The 17,840-nt window shown below is 48.6% G+C and carries 10 protein-coding genes; 5 read left to right on the top strand and 5 right to left on the bottom strand.

All coding sequences use genetic code 11. The features are described 5' to 3' along the window. Positions 1–2: 2 nt before the first annotated feature. The 4 genes from BTJ40_RS11105 to BTJ40_RS11090 all read right to left on the bottom strand — a co-directional run bounded on the left by BTJ40_RS11105 (position 3) and on the right by BTJ40_RS11090 (position 9,398). Positions 3–6,626 carry a non-ribosomal peptide synthetase gene (locus tag BTJ40_RS11105; protein ID WP_108733153.1) on the bottom strand — a complete coding sequence of 2,208 codons (6,624 nt, stop codon included), beginning with the start codon at positions 6,624–6,626 and terminating at the stop codon, positions 3–5. After that, positions 6,604–8,019 carry an isochorismate synthase gene (locus tag BTJ40_RS11100; RefSeq protein WP_108733152.1) on the bottom strand — a complete coding sequence of 472 codons (1,416 nt, stop codon included), beginning with the start codon at positions 8,017–8,019 and terminating at the stop codon, positions 6,604–6,606. The genes BTJ40_RS11105 and BTJ40_RS11100 overlap by 23 nt, the downstream gene beginning before the upstream one ends. Beyond that, entirely contained in the window at positions 8,016–8,345 is a 330-nt protein-coding gene (locus BTJ40_RS11095) for an isochorismate lyase (protein WP_108733151.1), read from the bottom strand. Before BTJ40_RS11095 ends, BTJ40_RS11100 begins: the two co-directional genes overlap by 4 nt. A gap of 315 nt (positions 8,346–8,660) precedes the next feature. Beyond that, entirely contained in the window at positions 8,661–9,398 is a 738-nt protein-coding gene (locus BTJ40_RS11090) for a thioesterase II family protein (RefSeq protein WP_040629229.1), read from the bottom strand. 121 nt (positions 9,399–9,519) lie between these two features. On the opposite strand from BTJ40_RS11090, the gene BTJ40_RS11085 reads away from it, so the two are divergent. After that, a complete protein-coding gene (locus tag BTJ40_RS11085; RefSeq protein ID WP_108733150.1) occupies positions 9,520–11,124 on the top strand; it encodes a (2,3-dihydroxybenzoyl)adenylate synthase in 1,605 nt (534 codons plus the stop codon). Between the two features lie 84 nt (positions 11,125–11,208). Here the strand turns inward: BTJ40_RS11085 and BTJ40_RS11080 are convergent, their stop codons facing one another. Beyond that, positions 11,209–11,964: an outer membrane beta-barrel protein gene (locus BTJ40_RS11080; RefSeq protein WP_108733149.1), complete on the bottom strand. Its 756-nt coding sequence runs from the start codon at positions 11,962–11,964 to the stop codon at positions 11,209–11,211. A 500-nt stretch (positions 11,965–12,464) separates the two neighbouring features. Here BTJ40_RS11080 and BTJ40_RS11075 point away from each other — a divergent pair, with 500 nt between their 5' ends. The 4 genes from BTJ40_RS11075 to BTJ40_RS11060 all read left to right on the top strand — a co-directional run bounded on the left by BTJ40_RS11075 (position 12,465) and on the right by BTJ40_RS11060 (position 17,826). Beyond that, a complete protein-coding gene (locus BTJ40_RS11075; protein ID WP_108733148.1) occupies positions 12,465–13,679 on the top strand; it encodes a CaiB/BaiF CoA-transferase family protein in 1,215 nt (404 codons plus the stop codon). A gap of 131 nt (positions 13,680–13,810) precedes the next feature. Then, complete coding sequence (locus BTJ40_RS11070; protein ID WP_157954027.1) at positions 13,811–14,977, top strand: AMP-binding protein; 1,167 nt, start codon at positions 13,811–13,813, stop codon at positions 14,975–14,977. 61 nt (positions 14,978–15,038) lie between these two features. After that, positions 15,039–16,010, top strand: coding sequence for a methyltransferase (locus BTJ40_RS11065; protein ID WP_157954026.1), 972 nt, complete (start codon positions 15,039–15,041; stop codon positions 16,008–16,010). Positions 16,011–16,590: 580 nt separating this feature from the next. Then, positions 16,591–17,826 carry a lectin-like protein gene (locus BTJ40_RS11060; protein ID WP_108733145.1) on the top strand — a complete coding sequence of 412 codons (1,236 nt, stop codon included), beginning with the start codon at positions 16,591–16,593 and terminating at the stop codon, positions 17,824–17,826. Positions 17,827–17,840: the final 14 nt, after the last annotated feature.

The following is a 17,840-nucleotide window of genomic DNA, read 5'->3' as shown; positions in this document are numbered from 1 at the left end:
GCTCATATCACGCCCACTTCCACCATATCGGGATCAAAATCCACTAGCGGTTCCATTGCACTTAGGGCACCGGCAACATCTGCCAGTCTCGGAGAGGCAAATAAACGTCTGAGGGGAAGCAGCAAACGGTGTTGCTGTTTTAGGCGGTCGATAAACCGGGTTGCCAATAAACTATCGCCGCCCAACTCAAAGAAATTTTGATCGCGGTTTATCACTGGCAGGTTGAGAAGTTCCTGCCAAATCTGGGCTACCAGGCGCTCGTTATCTGTCGCCAGCTCGCCCACTTTATCCTGTTGCGGTTTTTCCACCGCATTCACGAGTTTTAATACTGAAGCGCGATCCAATTTGCCGTTTGCACTCAAGGGCATTTCCGGCAAAGCCACAATGAAGTCCGGGATCATATAAGACGGCAGGTGGTGGCGAAGGTACTCGCGCAATTCATCAGTATTAAACGTTGGTGGGCATTCGGGTGCGAGCACAACAGCTGCGACCAGCTGTTGTTCTGTGGCCAGCACCAGTGCGCGCTGCACAAACATCTGACGATTAAATACGGTTTCGATTTCACCCAGCTCTATGCGATGGCCACGGACCTTGACCTGGCTATCGGCGCGCCCCAAAAATTCCAGGCATCCATTGGGCCAGTAGCGTCCAAGATCCCCTGTGCGATACCAGCGCTCACCATCGACCGTAACAAAGCGCGCTTCGGTCAATTCGGGCGCCCCGCGATAGCCCATGGCGACACCATCACCACCGATCCACAGCTCTCCCGTTGTCCAGTCAGGGCAGTCGCGCCCTTGGGTATCCATCACCCTGAATTTCTGGTTGGCCAGGGGGTATCCGTACGGGATCGAGTGCCAGCTTGGATCGACTTCTACAACTTCAAAACTGTTAGACCAAATAGAAGCTTCAGTGGCGCCACCCAGTGCGATAAAACGGCAATCGGGCTGTACTTGTTTTAATCGCTGGGGTAAATCCAGGCCAATCCAGTCCCCCGAATTCAACACCAAACGCAATTCACCAGGCGGTGTGCCGGCACCGACAGTGAGTAACATATCCAGTAGTGCTGGTACCGTATTCCAGATGGTGATGCCGTAGTGACATACCCATTGATACCAGCGCTCAGCATCCCGCCGGTCCTCCTCATCAATCAATACCAGCGCACCACCGACCGATAGCAGTCCGAAAATATCGTAAACAGAGAGGTCAAAATCCAGGGCTGAAATGGCCAGTACACGATCATTTTCATCAACAGAGAAACGTTCGTTGATATCCGCAATGGTATTCCAGGCGGCACCGTGACTGATCTCGACGCCCTTGGGTTCGCCCGTGGAGCCGGAAGTGAAAATGATATAAGCCAGTTGCTCGGGTTCTGTTGCAATAGGCTCATCTATAGGAGCGAACTGTTCGGCCTGTTGAATTGCACTTTGGTCGAGTACCACTTTTACCTCGGCACGGCGCAACATTGACCCACGCCTTGCCTGCGGTTGATCGATACCAACAGGTAAATAAGCAGCTCCCGCTGCGAGTACCCCCAAAACAGCGGCAATCTGGCCGGGCCCTTTCGGCAGGTTGACGGCCACCACCTCGGCAGGTGAAACCTGGCTTTCCAATAACCAGGCAGCGATGCGCAAAGCACGCTCTGCCAGGACACCATAACTCAGGGAATTATCACCTCCCCAATATAAGGCAATATTGTCGGGATTCGCTTTTGCCTGTTGGAAAAATCGCTGTGACAAATTATCCGTTGGGTCAATTGCGATACGCTTTTCAAGCTGAGTTCTAAGCTCCCGTTGAGCACTGGGTAATAAATCAGGCGGTGTGGAATCCCATTCAGCGTCACCCGCCCATTGGAGCAAGCCGATATAGGCCTGGAACATTTCCGCGCACATCCCCTCTGGGAAAAGCGCTTCGACAACATCCCAATTTAAGAAAACGCCACCCTCGACTTCGACCACCTGGTGATCCAGCCAGACTTGCGGTGTTTGTGTCAGGGCCCAGATAGGTTCTCGCAGAGGCCCATTTTCCGGTGCCGCTGTGCCACCGGGAATACCCAGTGCGCTGGTGAAGACCACGGGCATTGTGGCTTCCGCGTCGCTCTGCCGGCGGGCTAATTCCCGCATCAGGCTAACACTGGAAATATCGCGATGTTCCAGGGCCGCGCCAACTTCCCCTTGTATTTTTTTCGCTCGCACCAACCAGCTGTCACCGGCCTCTGGCCGGTAACCCACCAGGGTCAGGGAGGTGAAATCCCCCATCACTCGATAGATATCCGGGTGAACTTCACGGCGATCAAACAGGGTAAGGTTCAAGCTCAGGTCGGGGCGACTGCTCCAACGGCTAAGCACTTCGGCAAAAGCGGTTAGAAGGAGGCTCGAAGGCGTAATTCCCTGCTCAGCCGCGCGCGCAACCAGGTTTTGCCAGGTCCCCTTTTCAATATGCTGTTGATGACGCACAAAGTGCGGGCGCTCAATGGATGCCGGCTCCCGCACAATGGGCAGCTGAGGCGCGGGAGGCAGCTCCGGTAATTTGTGCTGCCAAAAAGTTTTTGCGGCAGCCAGGGGACCTTCGGCAAGATCACTATCAAATACTGCGGTAGTTTGCGGCAATACATTACGCACATAATCGCGGAAAGAGAGTTCGATAGAAGGTAGATGAGTTTCAGGGCTCTGATAAAGAATATTTAACTCACGATAAAACAGCAGAATACTGAAGGCATCGAGAATCAAATTATCCAAACCGATAGCCAACCGGGTATTGCGGCCACAGCGCACCGCACGGACATCAAACAGTGGCCACCGGCTGGGCTCAAACACCTGCTCCGCGCACTCCTGTCGCAGTTGCGCAAAAGCAGAAGCTGGATCGCGGTCTACCTCTGTAACATCGATGGAAAATCTCGGCACATCAGCAAGGATGCGCTGTCGACCTTCACTATCGAATACAGCCCGCAGCATTTCATGGCGGTCAATCATCGCATTTAGCGCAGATTCCAAGCGCTCCAGATCGAGATCAACAACGTCATATTCACGATAAAAATGACAACCAATACCACCCAAAACAAATTCTGGGTCCCTTCCCAGCCAATAGGCCCGTTGGACATCGGTAGGTTCAAAAGTGGCGTACCGATTGGCCTTATCCGATTGCCAGGGTGTAGCAGCAATTTCGGTAGTGCCTTTATTTGGCTGTAGGTTCTCAGGTGGGTCTTGAACTAATGTCGCAGCAAAGTCGGCCAGGCTGGGCTGGCTAAACAATTTCGACAGTGTGACACCCTCAAAGCCCGACTCCCGCAGGTCTCGCACAACACGGGTTGCTAACAGGGAGTCACCACCGAGTGCGAAGAAATTATCGTCCCGTGCTATATCAGCAACATCTAGGAATTTGCGCCAGACGGCAGCCACCTGCTGCTCCAATTTACCTTGCGGTGGGTTCTGCTTTGCCTGGTGTTGCGCTATGGATTCATCGGCAAACTGCTGTAAACCGCCGCGATCAATTTTGCCATTGGCGGTAAGAGGTATTTCAGCGAGACAGCAAAGCTCACTGGGCAGCATGGCGCTGGTCAATCGTTGGGTCAGGAACTCCCGCAGGTCGTTCAAGGGTGCCTGCAACTGCTGCAAATCAACAAAGCACTTTTCTGGATTGATATTCCCTTGCGATAATTTGGATTCCAGAACGACAACCGCAACCACACCTCGCTGAGTCAGCAGTGCCACCGCCTGCGCAATCCCTTTGTGCGCGGTTAGTGCCGCTTCAATCTCGCCGAGTTCAATGCGGTGTCCGCGCACCTTGACCTGGTTATCGGCGCGGCCCAAAAACTCCAGGCACCCGTTCAGCCAGTAGCGACCCAAGTCTCCGGTGCGGTACCAGCGCTCGCCTTCGTCTGTCACAAAACGGGCTGAGGTGATACCGGGAGCACCGCGATACCCCAAAGCAACGCCAGCACCACCGATCCACAATTCCCCTGTCACCCAGTTGGGGCAATCGCGCCCCAAGGCATCCACCACTCTGAATTGCTGGTTGGCTAAGGGGTAACCATAGGGAATAGATCGCCAAGAGGAATCAACTTCTTTGACTTCAAAATTGTTCGACCAGATAGAAGCTTCAGTGGCGCCACCCAAAGCGATAAAGCGGCAACCGGGGTTTACTCGTTTTAACCGTTCCGGCAGGTCGAGGCTGATCCAGTCGCCAGAATTTAATACCAGGCGCAGCTCTCCAGCTGGGGTATTACCACCCGTGGTCAGCAGCATATCCAACAGCGCCGGCACCGTATTCCAAACTGTTACGCCATGCTGGCACACCAGCTGATGCCAGCGCTCAGCATCCCGCCGGGATTCCTCTTCAACCAATACCAGTGCACCGCCCGCGGACAGGAGCCCAAAAATATCGTAAACGGAAAGGTCGAAATCCAGTGCTGATACGGCGAGCACGCGATCATTTTCGTTAACCGAAAAGCGCGCGTTAATGTCTGCTATGGTGTTCCAGGCACTCCCGTGACTTATTTCGACGCCCTTGGGTTCACCGGTAGAGCCAGAGGTGAAAATGGTATAGGCGAGATCTTTGGCCTCTCCCACAACAGGCCGGGATAAAGGCGCGATACCGGAGAGCACAGACAAGTTATCTATAACCAGTTTGGCTCCGGCAAGTTTGAGTACGCGCTCTCTACGCAGCGGTGGCTGGTCTATACCCAGCGGCAGATAAGCGGCTCCTGCTGCCAATACGCCCAAGGCTGCAATAATCTGCTCCGGCCCCTTGGGTAATAAAATACCGACCAAATCACCGGGCTCAACACCTTGAAGCTGTAAATACGCGGCCATCGCCAAAGCACTGTGGGCCAACTCACCGTAACGGATTTGATCACCGTTCCAATAGAGAGCCACTGCTCCAGGGCAGTTTTTAGCATTGCTAAAAAAATGTTCATGTAATTGGTGAGGCTGGTATGGCTTGGCTGTGGAATTAACCTGCTGGCGCTGCTGCTTTTGCTCCGCTGGCAGCAGCGATGGTATCGGCTGGGCCCAGAATTCCGGGCTGCCGATCAGGCATTCCAGTAACTGCGTAAAGGCGGCAAACATGCCATCCAGGACGCCGGGAGCAAAAGCAGCTTCCCGCGCATCCCAGTTTACGGACAAGCCACCTTTGAGTTCCATAACCTGTACGTCCAGCCACACTTGTGGCCCCTGGGAGATAATCCAATTGACATCTCCAAAGGCACTGCGAACTGACTCGCCAAATAATTCTCCCAACCCAAGCGCACTGGTAAAGACAACCGGCGCAAACACCGTTTGTCCCTGTTGCCTGCTGAGGTCACGCAGCACCTCTACGCCGGAATAACTCCCGTGCGCTACATCCTGACGGAAGTTGTGTTGTAAACGCTGTGCACGCTCAACAAAGGTTCCACTCTGGCTGCCCTGCCAGGCAAGCAAGATCGAAGAAGTAAAGTCTCCTACCAGGGAGTTGACATCCCGGTGCAGGGATTCCCGGTCGAACAGGGGGAGATTCAGCAGGAAATCTGACTCTTCGCTATAGACCGTAAGCACTTCGGCAAGCGCCGCTGCCAGGGTCATGGACAAAGTAATACCGTGACGGCTCGCAAATTCCGCTAGCTGGTTTTTCTGGTCAGCAGACAGACTATAGTGGCGACGAACAACTCGACGAGTGTCTTTAGACTCAGTACCTATCGCAGTGGGTAATTGAGGAGCGCCGGGTAAATCTGCCAGGCGATCCTGCCAGTGTTCTTTGGCCTGCTGCTTCTCAGCTCGGCGCTCTTCCTTTGAGTGAAGAGCGCTGCGGTCAGCCTGGTAGCGCGGATAACTGTAATTCAACGGAACCAGAGACTGCTCTGGTTCCAGGTAGAGCTTGGCCAGGTCATTCAGTAACACGCGCAGGCTAAAGGCATCTGCGGCTACCATATCCAGATTAATATGCAGGCGTGTGCCGCCAGCTTTTAATTCCGCAGGTAACAATGAGAGCTGAACATCAAAAACCTCGCCCTGCGATATATTCAGCTGCCGATGGGAGAGTTGCTCCCTAACAGCGATAAGACTCTGCTCCGCTTCTGCGGCAGCCTGATGCCTGAAATCATGAACCTTTAAACCGGGCCAGCTCACTTCAGCAGGAATCTGCTGTCGACCATCATCGTGGATTTGAACACGCAGCATCCCATGTCGCTCGAACAGGGAACACACAGCCTGTTCCAATCGATCAGGTACTACATCCTGGCCATCAAACTCATGATAAAAGTGTGCGGCAACACCTCCTAAATATTGATTCGGGTCTCGCCCAATCCAATAGGCATGTTGCATCGGTGCCAAATCAAAGGGAGCACCTTCATCAAAAGCGCCCGGCACAGATAAATGTTCACTGGTACTTTCTTCAGTTCCAATAGCCAACTGAGGTAGAAAAAGCCAGGCTTCCAATCGAGGCACCGCGATAAGATCAGCAAATTTTACCTTGATCTTTTTCTGCCTTAATTGGCCAACAATCCTCATGATTTGCACTGAGTTGAGCCCCAGCGCAATTAAGTCATCCTGCGGATTAATGTCATTAATATCGGCATCAATAGCCTGACAAACTAAATCCTTTAACAAACTGGCCGGGCTGATTGGCTCTGATTTATTCTGCGGCTTCGGCGACAAGAGATACGCTCCTTATTGCGTCTCGGATAACACGCATTTTGATGCAACTTTCACGATATTCGTGGGTAGGAAGGGAATCCTCAACCAGGCCGCAACCGGCAAATAGTGTCACCCTGCCCGGGGTAAAAAGTGCAGAACGCAGCGCAACAGCAAACTCCCCTTCCCCCTCGGCATTGAGCCAACCAACAGGTCCGGCATACCAACCGCGATCCAGGTCTTCATTTTCACGGATATACTTCAGTGCTTTTTTCCTCGGCAGGCCTCCCACCGCAGCACTTGGGTGTAAATCCGATAAGATATCCAACAGATTTACGCCATCTTTCACCAATCCCTCTAGAGGCGTCAGCAAATGCTGAATTTGCTTTAATTTACAGAGTTGGGGCGGTTCTGGTTCCGCTACGTTGTGGCAGTATTTGCGTAAGATAGAAAGGAGATGTTGGACAACCAGGTCGTGTTCAAATCGGTCCTTCTCGCTGTCAAGCAGAGATATCCCCAATTTATAATCAGTTGCCGGGTCTTTTCCCCGAGGTGCGCTACCGGCCAAAGCAACTGTGCTAATACGCCCGCCTTTACCAGCCGCTAAGCGCTCAGGCGAAGCCCCAAGAAAGCAACTTTTTCCGCGGGAAAAGGCAAACAAATAGGCATCGGGGTAAGATTCTTGCAAATATCCGAGAATACTTCCCGGGCAGCAATCCGCGCTCAGTGATTCAGAGCGAGCGAGAACTACTTTTTGAAACTCGTTGCGCTTGATTGATTCGACCGCACCAACTACACGCTGCTGCCAAGCCATCTGGCCTGCATAGTTTTGGCTAAAATCAGACTCCACCGAAAACAAATTGTCATTCGCTGAAACGTCAGAGCTACGGGACAAAATATGCTGCCACCGCGCCTTCACCCGCTCCGCAGTCTGATTGCAGTCTGTTTGATCGGTAACGATAAAATTCATTACCAGATAACTGCGATCCCCTTCACAGTAAAGGGCCAACTCGGGCAACGTAAGCACCCCTGAGGGAAAGTCTTGCCACAGCGATGAGGAATCTTTTTGGCAATCAAAAGCAAACCCACCGCACAAAACCGGCCGATGCCCCCCGCTTACCACAGCGGAGGACAGTAATTTTTGCCAATTGGCTTGGATTTCAGACCAAGATTCGCCAGGGGCACAACTAAATTCACAGGCAGAGCCAAAGCTCACAGAATATTCATCTCTAGAGGGCACACCCCATAGGGATGCGAGCCTTTCATGCTGATAACCGGTGGCAAACAAACCTATTGGGTTGCGTCTATGACATGGAGATGAAAACGATGCCAGAACCTCTGGCTGTCCCTCGCTTACCCTGGACTTGGCTTCATGTAAACAGGCTTCCAGGCCAGCATATTTAGAGCGGCCCTTCATACATCTTCCTCAACGGGCAAGCCTCGCTCAGCGCGCCAATGCAGCTTTTGCTGATTGATAAACCAGTGAATAATCCCGGTAAAAAGCTGCTCTATATAATCTGCGGAAAGTTGTTCTTTCTCAGCCCAACGACGGCGGTCAATCAACATAGCCGCAACCCGATCTGGAGCAGGAATACTGGTTTCATCCGGTTTAAATTGAGCTGCGGACAAGACATAACCCATACGCTGCTGCAACAGCCTGATGATCTCGCGATCTATAGAATCGATACCCTGGCGGATCTCATTCAGATTTTTACACTCCACTGGCAGCTTCGTTGCTTGCATAGAAACTCCATCACCTAAGCAGTTCATCTTCCCATCAATTAAGAAACGTTATAACATATCATTTACGAAATCAACGGGATGTTTCTTTTGGATTTTTGCGCCAGAGTGGAGAGAGAGTGCTACTTGTTACTAAGATGAAATAATTCGAGCATCATCAAAAGTAACAATCTTGGATTAAGCGAGGTACAGATTCGCAATCTATCGAACGATGGAGAATATAGAGCCGCTCAACAGCCCTATTCCCCCACCAATTGATTTCGACAGCGTTACACGAAACAGAAAAATTTTATACAGCCAACTTAACTTCACATGAAGTTAGGCCAGGTGGAGTTTGCGAACAATATGGCCAACTACCAGATCAGGACAGTCTGACAAGTAAAAGTGATTGCCTGCATATTCGTTAAGTTGAAACTCACAATTTGTCCATTGCTGCCAGCCTCGAGCCTCATCGGTGCTCAACTCAGGGTCATCTCGCCCTACCATCGCGGTAATCGGGCAGTTTAAAAGTTGATCCGAGGACATCTTGCTGGTTTCGATCAAGCGATAGTCTTGGCGTATAGCGGGAAGCAGCAGGGCTCTTAACTCAGGAATCTCTAATAATTCAGGGGCGGTACCACCAAGTTCAATAAGTTGTTGGCACAGAGATTCATCACTCAACTGGTGTACGTTTCCACTCTTTTGAAATTGTGGCGCTTCGCGCGCAGAGACAAATATGTGTTCAGGACCGCGCAATTTTTCGCGATACAAGGAGAGAGCCAACTCATGAGCAACTGTAGCCCCCATACTGTGCCCAAATACAGCCCAGGGTTTATCGATGACAGGTTTGATAGCCCTACTTAACAAAGCAATTAAAGTTTGCATATCTGCGGGCATGGCTTCATTACAGCGTTGTTCCCTACCCGGTAAACACACGAGAACCAATTCTATGGAATCAGGCAATAATTTCGCCCAGGGCCGGTAAAGTGATGCTGTACCACCAGCATGAGGCAAGCACAAAAGTCGGATGGCCGCTTTAGGTTTAGGGCGAGGAATCTGTAGCCAAGCGCCGGACATAAATTTATCTCAATAAGAAATTTGAAGCCGTGAATACTAACTGTTAATTCTTAATTTAGAAATCCAAAGAAGATTCAAAAAATCACTCGCCTGCTCCACTCAAAAATTTCAGGAGACCAGCATGGAAAATAATTTACTTAATGGTTACACGCCTCATCCCAAGGAACTAGAGGCTTTCTATCAGCAACAAGGAATTTGGGATAACCAACCTATTTGGGAGCTGATCACACGTAATGCAAAAAATTCTCCCAACCGATGCGCAGTTCGGGATCTATCAGATCAATTAACTTACGCTGAACTGGTTAACGAAGCCGACAGTATTGCCGCAGGCCTGGTGGAACAAGGCTACAAAGCTGGGGAGCGGGCAATACTCCAGTGGAGCAATCAAGTCAGTTTCATCACAGCCCTACTCGGTTTATTTCGAGCGGGAATGGTTCCTGTATTAGCTTTGCCTGCGCATCGCCAAAATGAAATATGCCATTTTGCACAGGTCTCGGGTGCCAGTATTTATATCACTTCAGGAGTTGAAGGTGATGAAAGCCGCCGCAGTATGATAGAACAAATTGCTTCGCAATCTCCGACCTTGCGAGGCGTATACAGCTCTGATGAAAGTGACTCATTCCCTCCCCTGCCCAGAAGAGAGTGCCAAGGCTTCACCCCAGTTCCCGTAGACCCCAAGGCCCCAGCTCTATTCCTCGTTTCGGGTGGCACTACAGGACTTCCGAAACTTATTCCACGCACCCACAATGACTATCGTTACAACATTACCTGTGCTACGACTGCTTGTAATTTAGGAAAAGATGGAATCTACCTGGCAGTACTCCCCGCCGCCCATAATTTTCCACTGGGTTGCCCCGGCATTCTGGGCACGCTATCCATGGGTGGGCAAGTAATATTCACCAAAGATGCAAGCCCGGACTACTGCTTCGAGCTGATAGAGCGCTACGGCGTAACCGCCACAGCCCTGGTCCCAGCACTGGCTCAGGTCTGGACTGCAGCGACAGAATGGGAAGATGCTGATTTAAGCTCTCTCCGCTTGCTGCAAGTCGGTGGATCAAAGCTGAGTCCAACCGACGCCAAGGCTGCGATAGATGCTTTTCCCGGTGCACTACAGCAGGTATTCGGTATGGCAGAAGGGTTGATTTGTTACACCTATCACGAAGATAACGATGAAACCATCACCAATACTCAAGGCAGACCTATGAGTTCCCTCGATACTCTAAAAGTGGTCGATGAGTACGGACAGGAAGTGAAAGCCGGAGAAGAAGGAGAGCTGCTCACTCGCGGCCCCTATACACTAAGAGGCTATTACCGTGCAGAAGAACACAACCGACGCGCTTTTACCCCAGATGGCTTCTATCGCAGCGGCGATCGTGTACGCATTCTGGACAATGGCAATATTGTAGTTACCGGACGACTCAAAGATGTTGTGAATCGGGGCGGGGAAACTTTTGCATGTGACGAAATTGAAGAGCATCTACTCGCCCATCCCAGCATTCAACAAGCAGCTATCATTCCCTTGCCAGACCAAGAGATGGGAGAGCAAGTTGGAGCGGCTATCGTATGTGCAGATAAAACACCAAGCCTGCAAACGTTGCGCGACTTCTTAACCGAAAGGGGCCTGGCCAGCTTTAAGCTACCTGAGCAGCTCAAAGTGTTATCTCGTCTGCCGGTTACCGCAGTCGGTAAAGTTGATAAGAGAAAGCTTTTAGACCATATCGATTAGTACTATTTGAGGGCTTGAGTTCCCATATTCATGAAAGTATGGCTTTAACCCATACTTTCATTTTTAACGAGCAAGAAGTATAAATCAGAATATAAAGGATATACCGGCTTGAAACACATTAAGATTCCTTAAGTCAAATTCTATATGGTCAAAGTCATTTATATAATACTCCCCCACCTTACCAATATTGTGCAGCACGTATTCGGCACTTATACGTAAAGAGTTATTAAAGTTATATCGCGCACCTATACCTACATGAAAATAGCTTTTGCTGAACTCTTTTGATCCATAATAGTTACCACCCGCGTAAAATTCAGCCATAGTATATGACCAGTCTAACTGCGCAAAACTATAGCCGATCAACAAGTACATACAGGATCTGTCGCAATACCAAGATAAATCCAGAGTTCCTGTAATTGAAAACACATCCAGGCGATGTTTCTGATTGATCTGGTATCGCTCAATAACTGTAATTTCATCATCGATATAATCGATGTTTTCTACCGATGTCGATCGCCCTAAATTTGTTCTGCCATAGCTAAAGCGAAGCTCAAACGGGTAGTCATTGAAGTCGATCCCGACATCAACGCTGCCCCAAGGCTCACTTCCTGAATTGGAGGTTTTATAGTAACTATATTCGTAAAAATAATCGTAGAAATATGGGTCATAAAGTACCCCTACAGTACGATAATCCTGCTTAACCTCCAGCCTATTAACCCCAGCATTCAGTGAAACATATGGACGAAACCCCCATGGGTTTTCTAGACTGTCATAGTCAGCAGCTATGGCCTCCATGGAAAAAATAAGTGTTCCAAAAATGACAGCTGAGTGCAGGCGCATAGTAACCTCCTTTCCCTATCTACACAGACCGAAACCCACCCAATATCAAATACAGCGATTTATGGAGAACCTGTAAGCCATAAAACAAACAAGCGCCGGCCAACTAAAGTCACGCAAAATACTGCGCCACCACCAAGTTAAGACTTATAATCGCTCGACCTCAATAAACAATAAGTATCTTTTGCCAGAACCCCATATTTATACGACAAATGAAATAGCTACATCATTGCATCACAAAAAATTATAGAATTTAAAAAAACATCTTCTTGTATAAACTTAAAAATAGCAGCCATACAAAGCCTATAGAGTTCAATTGGCTGCCGGGGTATCAAAGGACCATTAAACCACTGAGATGAAGTCGCATAATGAAAAAAATAGCGCACCTCGGAACATAGGATACTGCGCGCAACCTATAAATTATCCATCTCACTCGCTAACCCACAAAATCCAAGGATGTATTACGGGCGTATTCAGCGGATTTAAACCTCAGGAATACCATCATGCTCCCCCTTCAAAATAAGCGAATTCTCTCATTTGAAACTTGGGGCGCCGGCTCATTTCATGGCACCCTACTGAGCATGCTAGGCGCTGAAGTTATCAATATTGAGGACCCCAAACAAAATGGAAATCCTTTAAGGAGGATGGGCTCTCTATATTTAGATGACAACCATAAAGACAACGAATGCGGAGAATCCACTCTTCACAATAAAAAAAGCCTGGCGCTAGATATCAGAGCACCAGCTGGCAGAAAAGTTTTCTTGTCCTTAGTTGAGGAGTCACACGCAGTTATCGACAACTTTAGAGGTTCTTTGCCTGAAGAGTTAGGCATTACCTATGCCGATCTGAAGGCTGCAAATTCCAAAATTGTTTGCACCCATCTCTCAGGATACGGCAGAGATAACAATAGAAAAAGTTGGCCGGGCTACGATTTCCTCATGCAGGCAGAAACTGGATGGATGTCAGTGACCGGTGAACCTGGCTCCATCCCTACAAAGGTTGGTGTGTCCGTGGTTGATCTCCTCGGTAGTGTCTACTCAGCACTCTGCACTGTTTCCGGTTTATTACGCACCGAAATAACTGGTAAGGGTGGTGACTTTGATACTAACTTATTCGATATTGCACTGAACTGTTTATGCTACCAAGGGCTTTGGTTTCTCAATGAAGGCATTGTCCCAGGAAAGCAGCCACGCTCAGCCCACGCATCCCAAGCACCTTGCCAATTAGTAAAGACAGCAGATGGCTGGTTTTATGTGGCCTGCTTAACCCAGAAATTCTGGGAATTGCTTTGTCACGAGTTAGGCTCCGATATATTACAAACTGATACCCGCTTTTTGACCAATGAAAGCAGGATGCAAAACAGGGAGCTACTGACAGAAGCTCTAGACCAGCACTTCCAGAAGAGAACAACAAAAGAATGGTGCGCTCAAATGGAGGGTAAAATCCCCTGTGCTCCGGTCTATGATATCGCCGAGGCGCTTAACAACCCCTATGTCCGAGATAATAACAAGACGGTATCAATTCCTTATACACGCAGTAAGAGCCGTGACTCAATACAATATATAAACGCCCCCTTTTCTATTCCCGACACTCCTCCAATGCCTTTTCAGCAAGCACCACTTTACGGAGAGAACACTCGGGAGATCCTCGGTGACTTGGGTATCCCACAAGATGAAGTTGAATCCCTGACAAAAGCTGGCGTGATCTATTGTTGCTAAAATGCATCAGTATTGCTGGCAAGAACTTCCAAATGGCCAGACTGCCCTCTACCTGAATGCCCTGTTACTACAATTTCCTCAGTCCCCCTGATACCTCACAACCTCAGGAAGACGGGAGCTACCCTAACTCTATGAACATCGGCCACCTGGATTGGAATGCCATTCTCGCCCACGCCCGTACTCTCTCACTCAGCGGTGGACCAGATATACCTGATTCTGCCGTCTGTCTCGATGACATCCCCATTAGTGGCCCTGCTGAACTTAAGCATATCAGCCGAAAGGCCGCGCAGGAACATGGAGGCATTATCATGTCCAGCGGCGGCACCACTGGGAAGCCAAAGCTGGCTTACACACCCTTCCACCAGGCAATTCAAAGACTACTGGAGGAGTGGCGCCCGCTCAGCTCCCAAAGTGTTCTTCTTAATCTATTCAATCCTGGGCGGCTATGGGGTGCACACTACTTCATTCAAACACTGGCAGAAGCTTCCAAGTGCACCATTGCACCTACGGGCCCCTTTATACCTGGTGAGGTGGAAGATTGGCTGGCACTTCTACATAACATTGATGTGGACTCACTTGCTGGCGCACCCACTGGACTGGCAGATTTTGCCGAAGGTGTACTAGGTTCAGGCAGCCAACTCCCGATAAAGACCATCATCTGGATGGGGGAACCTTGGACCAAAGCAAAACTGAAGGTCATACATAAGGCTTTCCCTAATGCTGGACTGTGGTGCGACTATGGATCGGTAGAAACCAATAGTATTGCTGTCAATTCCCCTGAGTGTGACTTGAACATCTATCACCTTTTAGCGGACCAGTTGATAGAACCTGACAATCAAGGCGCCCTGCTTACCCGTATAGGTGCAGGGTGGACGGTACCGATTGTGCGTTACCGGTTAGGTGACCTGATCCAAAAAGCAACTTGCCCCTGTGGCCGTCCTAATGGCCTATCTATTCTGGGGAGAGCAGATGACAATGTCGGTTTATGCAGCGCCCTTCTGGACCTCAATAAGATCATAGAGCTCACCTATGAATGTGAAGGCGTTGAAGAAGTTCAGCTGCTTCTCAGCAGCGACACCCAAACAAAAAAGTCTGCCGATTCAATAGTCGTTCAGTTCACCGGCACGGCAAGTGCCAACAGCATCTATGAGCATATTTTGAACAACATTCACAACCTCGCCTCTGTTGTCAGGCAGTACCCTCAATCCTTCACAGTACAAAAAGCCGAGCGACTTAAGCGTATCTCACGCACAAACAAAGTTCCCCGGGTTATTTGGAGAACGAACGATGGGAAATAGCGGTAGAACCCAAAGCATAACTCCCCCTAGCGCTTCCGATGGTCCTATGTGGGACCGTCTTATGGGAAACTATAATTTTGCCTGCCTGATGGTTTCTGCAAGGTTGGATATCACTGGGCTAATTGAACGCGGTTATGATTCCTGTGAATCACTCAGTGAAGAGTTGCAGCTCAGCAATAAAGGAATGGGCTTCTTTCTGCTGATCCTGAGTCATTTGGGGTATATCTGCTTCGATAAACAACAAGTCAAAAATACAGAGCTCGGGAAGTGCTACCTCTCCAAAAATAGCCACTACTATTGGGGGGAAGTCCTACTTGATCCTTTTCAAATCTATGACATCAATCACCTGGATAAAAAGATACTCACCAGCTTACAAAGGGAATATGAGCTGGAATGTAAAGGTCGTTCTGTAACCGACATGTGGCAAAAAAATGATATGGACAATGACTCGGCAGCAGCTTTTACTCATCTGATGCATTCGCAGGGGTTTGCCTCCGCAATTGAGGCAGCTTCCTGCGGTATTTTTGAAAATGCTCAAACCTTACTCGATGCCGGTGGAGGCTCTGGAACCATTGCTCTCGCCTTCTGCGATACCTATCCTGAACGCAGTGCGCTGCTCTTCGACCTGCCGCCGGTTTGCGATATAGCAGCAATTTATATAAATAAGTTCAAGAAAAATAAGCAAATCCAGATAGTTAAGGGGGATTTCTTTAGAGACCCATGGCCTGAGGGGTTCGATAGCATTTGCTTTAGCAATGTGTTGCATGATTGGCAGCATGCTACATGCCAAATCTTGATCGACAGAGCCTTCGCACTTTTACCAAAAGGTGGGCAGGTATTTATTCACGATATGCTCTTCGATGATACTCGTTTAACACCAAGCTTGTTTTGCTTTCATTTGTTTATGAACCACGGCTCCCAACTATACTCAGTCAAAGAGCTTTATCGGATGCTTGAGACAGCAGGATTTGTAAATCCTCAATCATACCAGGCACTCGGTTATTTCTCGGTATTATCAGCCAGAAAACCCTAGTCCTACCCTTATTACCCTGCTTTACTTATGTGCTATCTATCACTACTTCCATGAGCAGTTCATTTTTTGATTACCATTTCGTCACCGATTGATTTTTAGGGTATACGATAGAGAGTGTTAAACCTTAAAATAATAGCAAATAGTTTTCGACTTAAGCATTATAAAACTATAATTTTGTGAGGTGCTTCTCGTTAATGCATTTAAAATAGCTAACGGGGTATGTCTTTTCGATATCATTGGTTTCGCACTCTACTGCCCTTCAGGGGATTATGCTTAAAACATTTGAAGATTATTGAAGTTCCCGATATCCAACCTCACAAGGAATCTGGGTAAAAATAAATTTCATATGTTTAGGGATGCAAGTATTTCTGCATACGATTACTTTTATCTCGACAGTCATAATAGGGAGCGCAATTAAAGCTGTTTAAAAAATAATAAACTCAGACGAACAGTAGGAATAATAATGAAAAAAAACTATTCATGGCCACTCTCGAAAAGGCTAAAGAAGATTTGCATCGCTTTATTTAGCTATATAACGATGATGAGCACGCCTCTCTTTGCGGAGACGGATCCTTATTCGATGTTGGTTCAATTCAACCTTTATTACGATTACGAGACAGAACAAGGTACCAATGACCACGCTAAATATGCACTGGAGCTACAACGGCGCCTGACTTACTCAACACCAATTCGTTACACACAAGTCCTTGCAACACACAACAGTTATAACTCCGATGCCTATGGTGCTATCTGGTTAGGCTCTGAACAGTCTGTCAGGGTTAAAGACCAAATTGATATTGGCGCTGAGATCATTGAGCTGGATCTGCATCAGTTCAGCGGTGACCAATATTTTTGTCATGGTTCATTCTATTGTAATTTCTGGCTTGATCCTCAGCGCGTTCCTATCGCTACCGTATTGGGAGATTTGAGGGATTGGGCTTACAAGCAGGATCAATATGGCACTAACCGCACAGTAATCGTACATATCGAAAATGCGGTATCGTCCGGTGCCCAGGTAACTTTTAAAAATCATCTTATAGATCAGATAGGCCTGGAATACATTTACACACCCCAAGACTATAGAGAGGACTTTCCCAACGGGGTTGAAGTCACGAACTATAAACGAACCTCACTTCCCTCTCGAGAGTTATCACGGGAGACAGTCCGTAAACATGATGGTGTAAATGGAAAAAAGAGATTCGTATTTTTCTGGACAAAAAATGACAGCAATATTGGGGATGATAATGAGTCATTCGATGTAATATTCGATGGATGGGGTGGATTGGACCGGCATTGGAAGAGTGGCGATGACGATTCCCTGGATAACTGGGATGACGGTATCAACACCGTAGAACACTATGATGTCAGTGCTACAGACAGCAGATTTCAAAATAAAGGACTATGGTCTTGGGGAGAGGGAGAACCCAATGATCATGGTAACGGAGAGGACTGCGCTGTTATCAGAAGCGACGGGCGCTTTAATGACCGCCAATGTGATCGCTCCTATTCATTTGCCTGCAAAAGACGGTTAAATGGTGAACTGCATGTAAACGACTTAAAAGATGATGGCGCTATCGATTACCCTGTTATGTGGTCACTGACTACAAGGAAGTCTACCTGGTCGAATGGAGAGAGTGAATGTCAAGCACTGGGTGCTCAATGGCACTTCGATGTGCCTCGCAATATGATGGAAGCTCTCGCATTGAAAAGTAAGCTGGCAGCTGCCAGTGAAACAGCAGCCTGGATTGCTTATACTGACCAGGATAGTGAAGGTGCAATTGAAGGTGACTTTATAATAACAACTGTAGATTACTGAAAAGATATTTTAGG

The sequence above is a fragment of the Microbulbifer sp. A4B17 genome (assembly GCF_003076275.1).
GTDB lineage: Bacteria > Pseudomonadota > Gammaproteobacteria > Pseudomonadales > Cellvibrionaceae > Microbulbifer.
This window is presented reverse-complemented; position numbering and strand designations above follow the sequence as displayed.

What these genes read in the sequence shown, in the direction of transcription:
- BTJ40_RS11100 (WP_108733152.1), bottom strand. Translation starts at nt 8,019, where the DNA reads ATGAAGGGCCGCTCTAAATATGCTGGCCTGGAAGCCTGTTTACATGAA.
- BTJ40_RS11095 (WP_108733151.1), bottom strand. Translation starts at nt 8,345, where the DNA reads ATGCAAGCAACGAAGCTGCCAGTGGAGTGTAAAAATCTGAATGAGATC.
- BTJ40_RS11090 (WP_040629229.1), bottom strand. Translation starts at nt 9,398, where the DNA reads ATGTCCGGCGCTTGGCTACAGATTCCTCGCCCTAAACCTAAAGCGGCC.
- BTJ40_RS11085 (WP_108733150.1), top strand. Translation starts at nt 9,520, where the DNA reads ATGGAAAATAATTTACTTAATGGTTACACGCCTCATCCCAAGGAACTA.
- BTJ40_RS11080 (WP_108733149.1), bottom strand. Translation starts at nt 11,964, where the DNA reads ATGCGCCTGCACTCAGCTGTCATTTTTGGAACACTTATTTTTTCCATG.
- BTJ40_RS11075 (WP_108733148.1), top strand. Translation starts at nt 12,465, where the DNA reads ATGCTCCCCCTTCAAAATAAGCGAATTCTCTCATTTGAAACTTGGGGC.
- BTJ40_RS11070 (WP_157954027.1), top strand. Translation starts at nt 13,811, where the DNA reads ATGAACATCGGCCACCTGGATTGGAATGCCATTCTCGCCCACGCCCGT.
- BTJ40_RS11065 (WP_157954026.1), top strand. Translation starts at nt 15,039, where the DNA reads ATGGGAAACTATAATTTTGCCTGCCTGATGGTTTCTGCAAGGTTGGAT.
- BTJ40_RS11060 (WP_108733145.1), top strand. Translation starts at nt 16,591, where the DNA reads ATGTTGGTTCAATTCAACCTTTATTACGATTACGAGACAGAACAAGGT.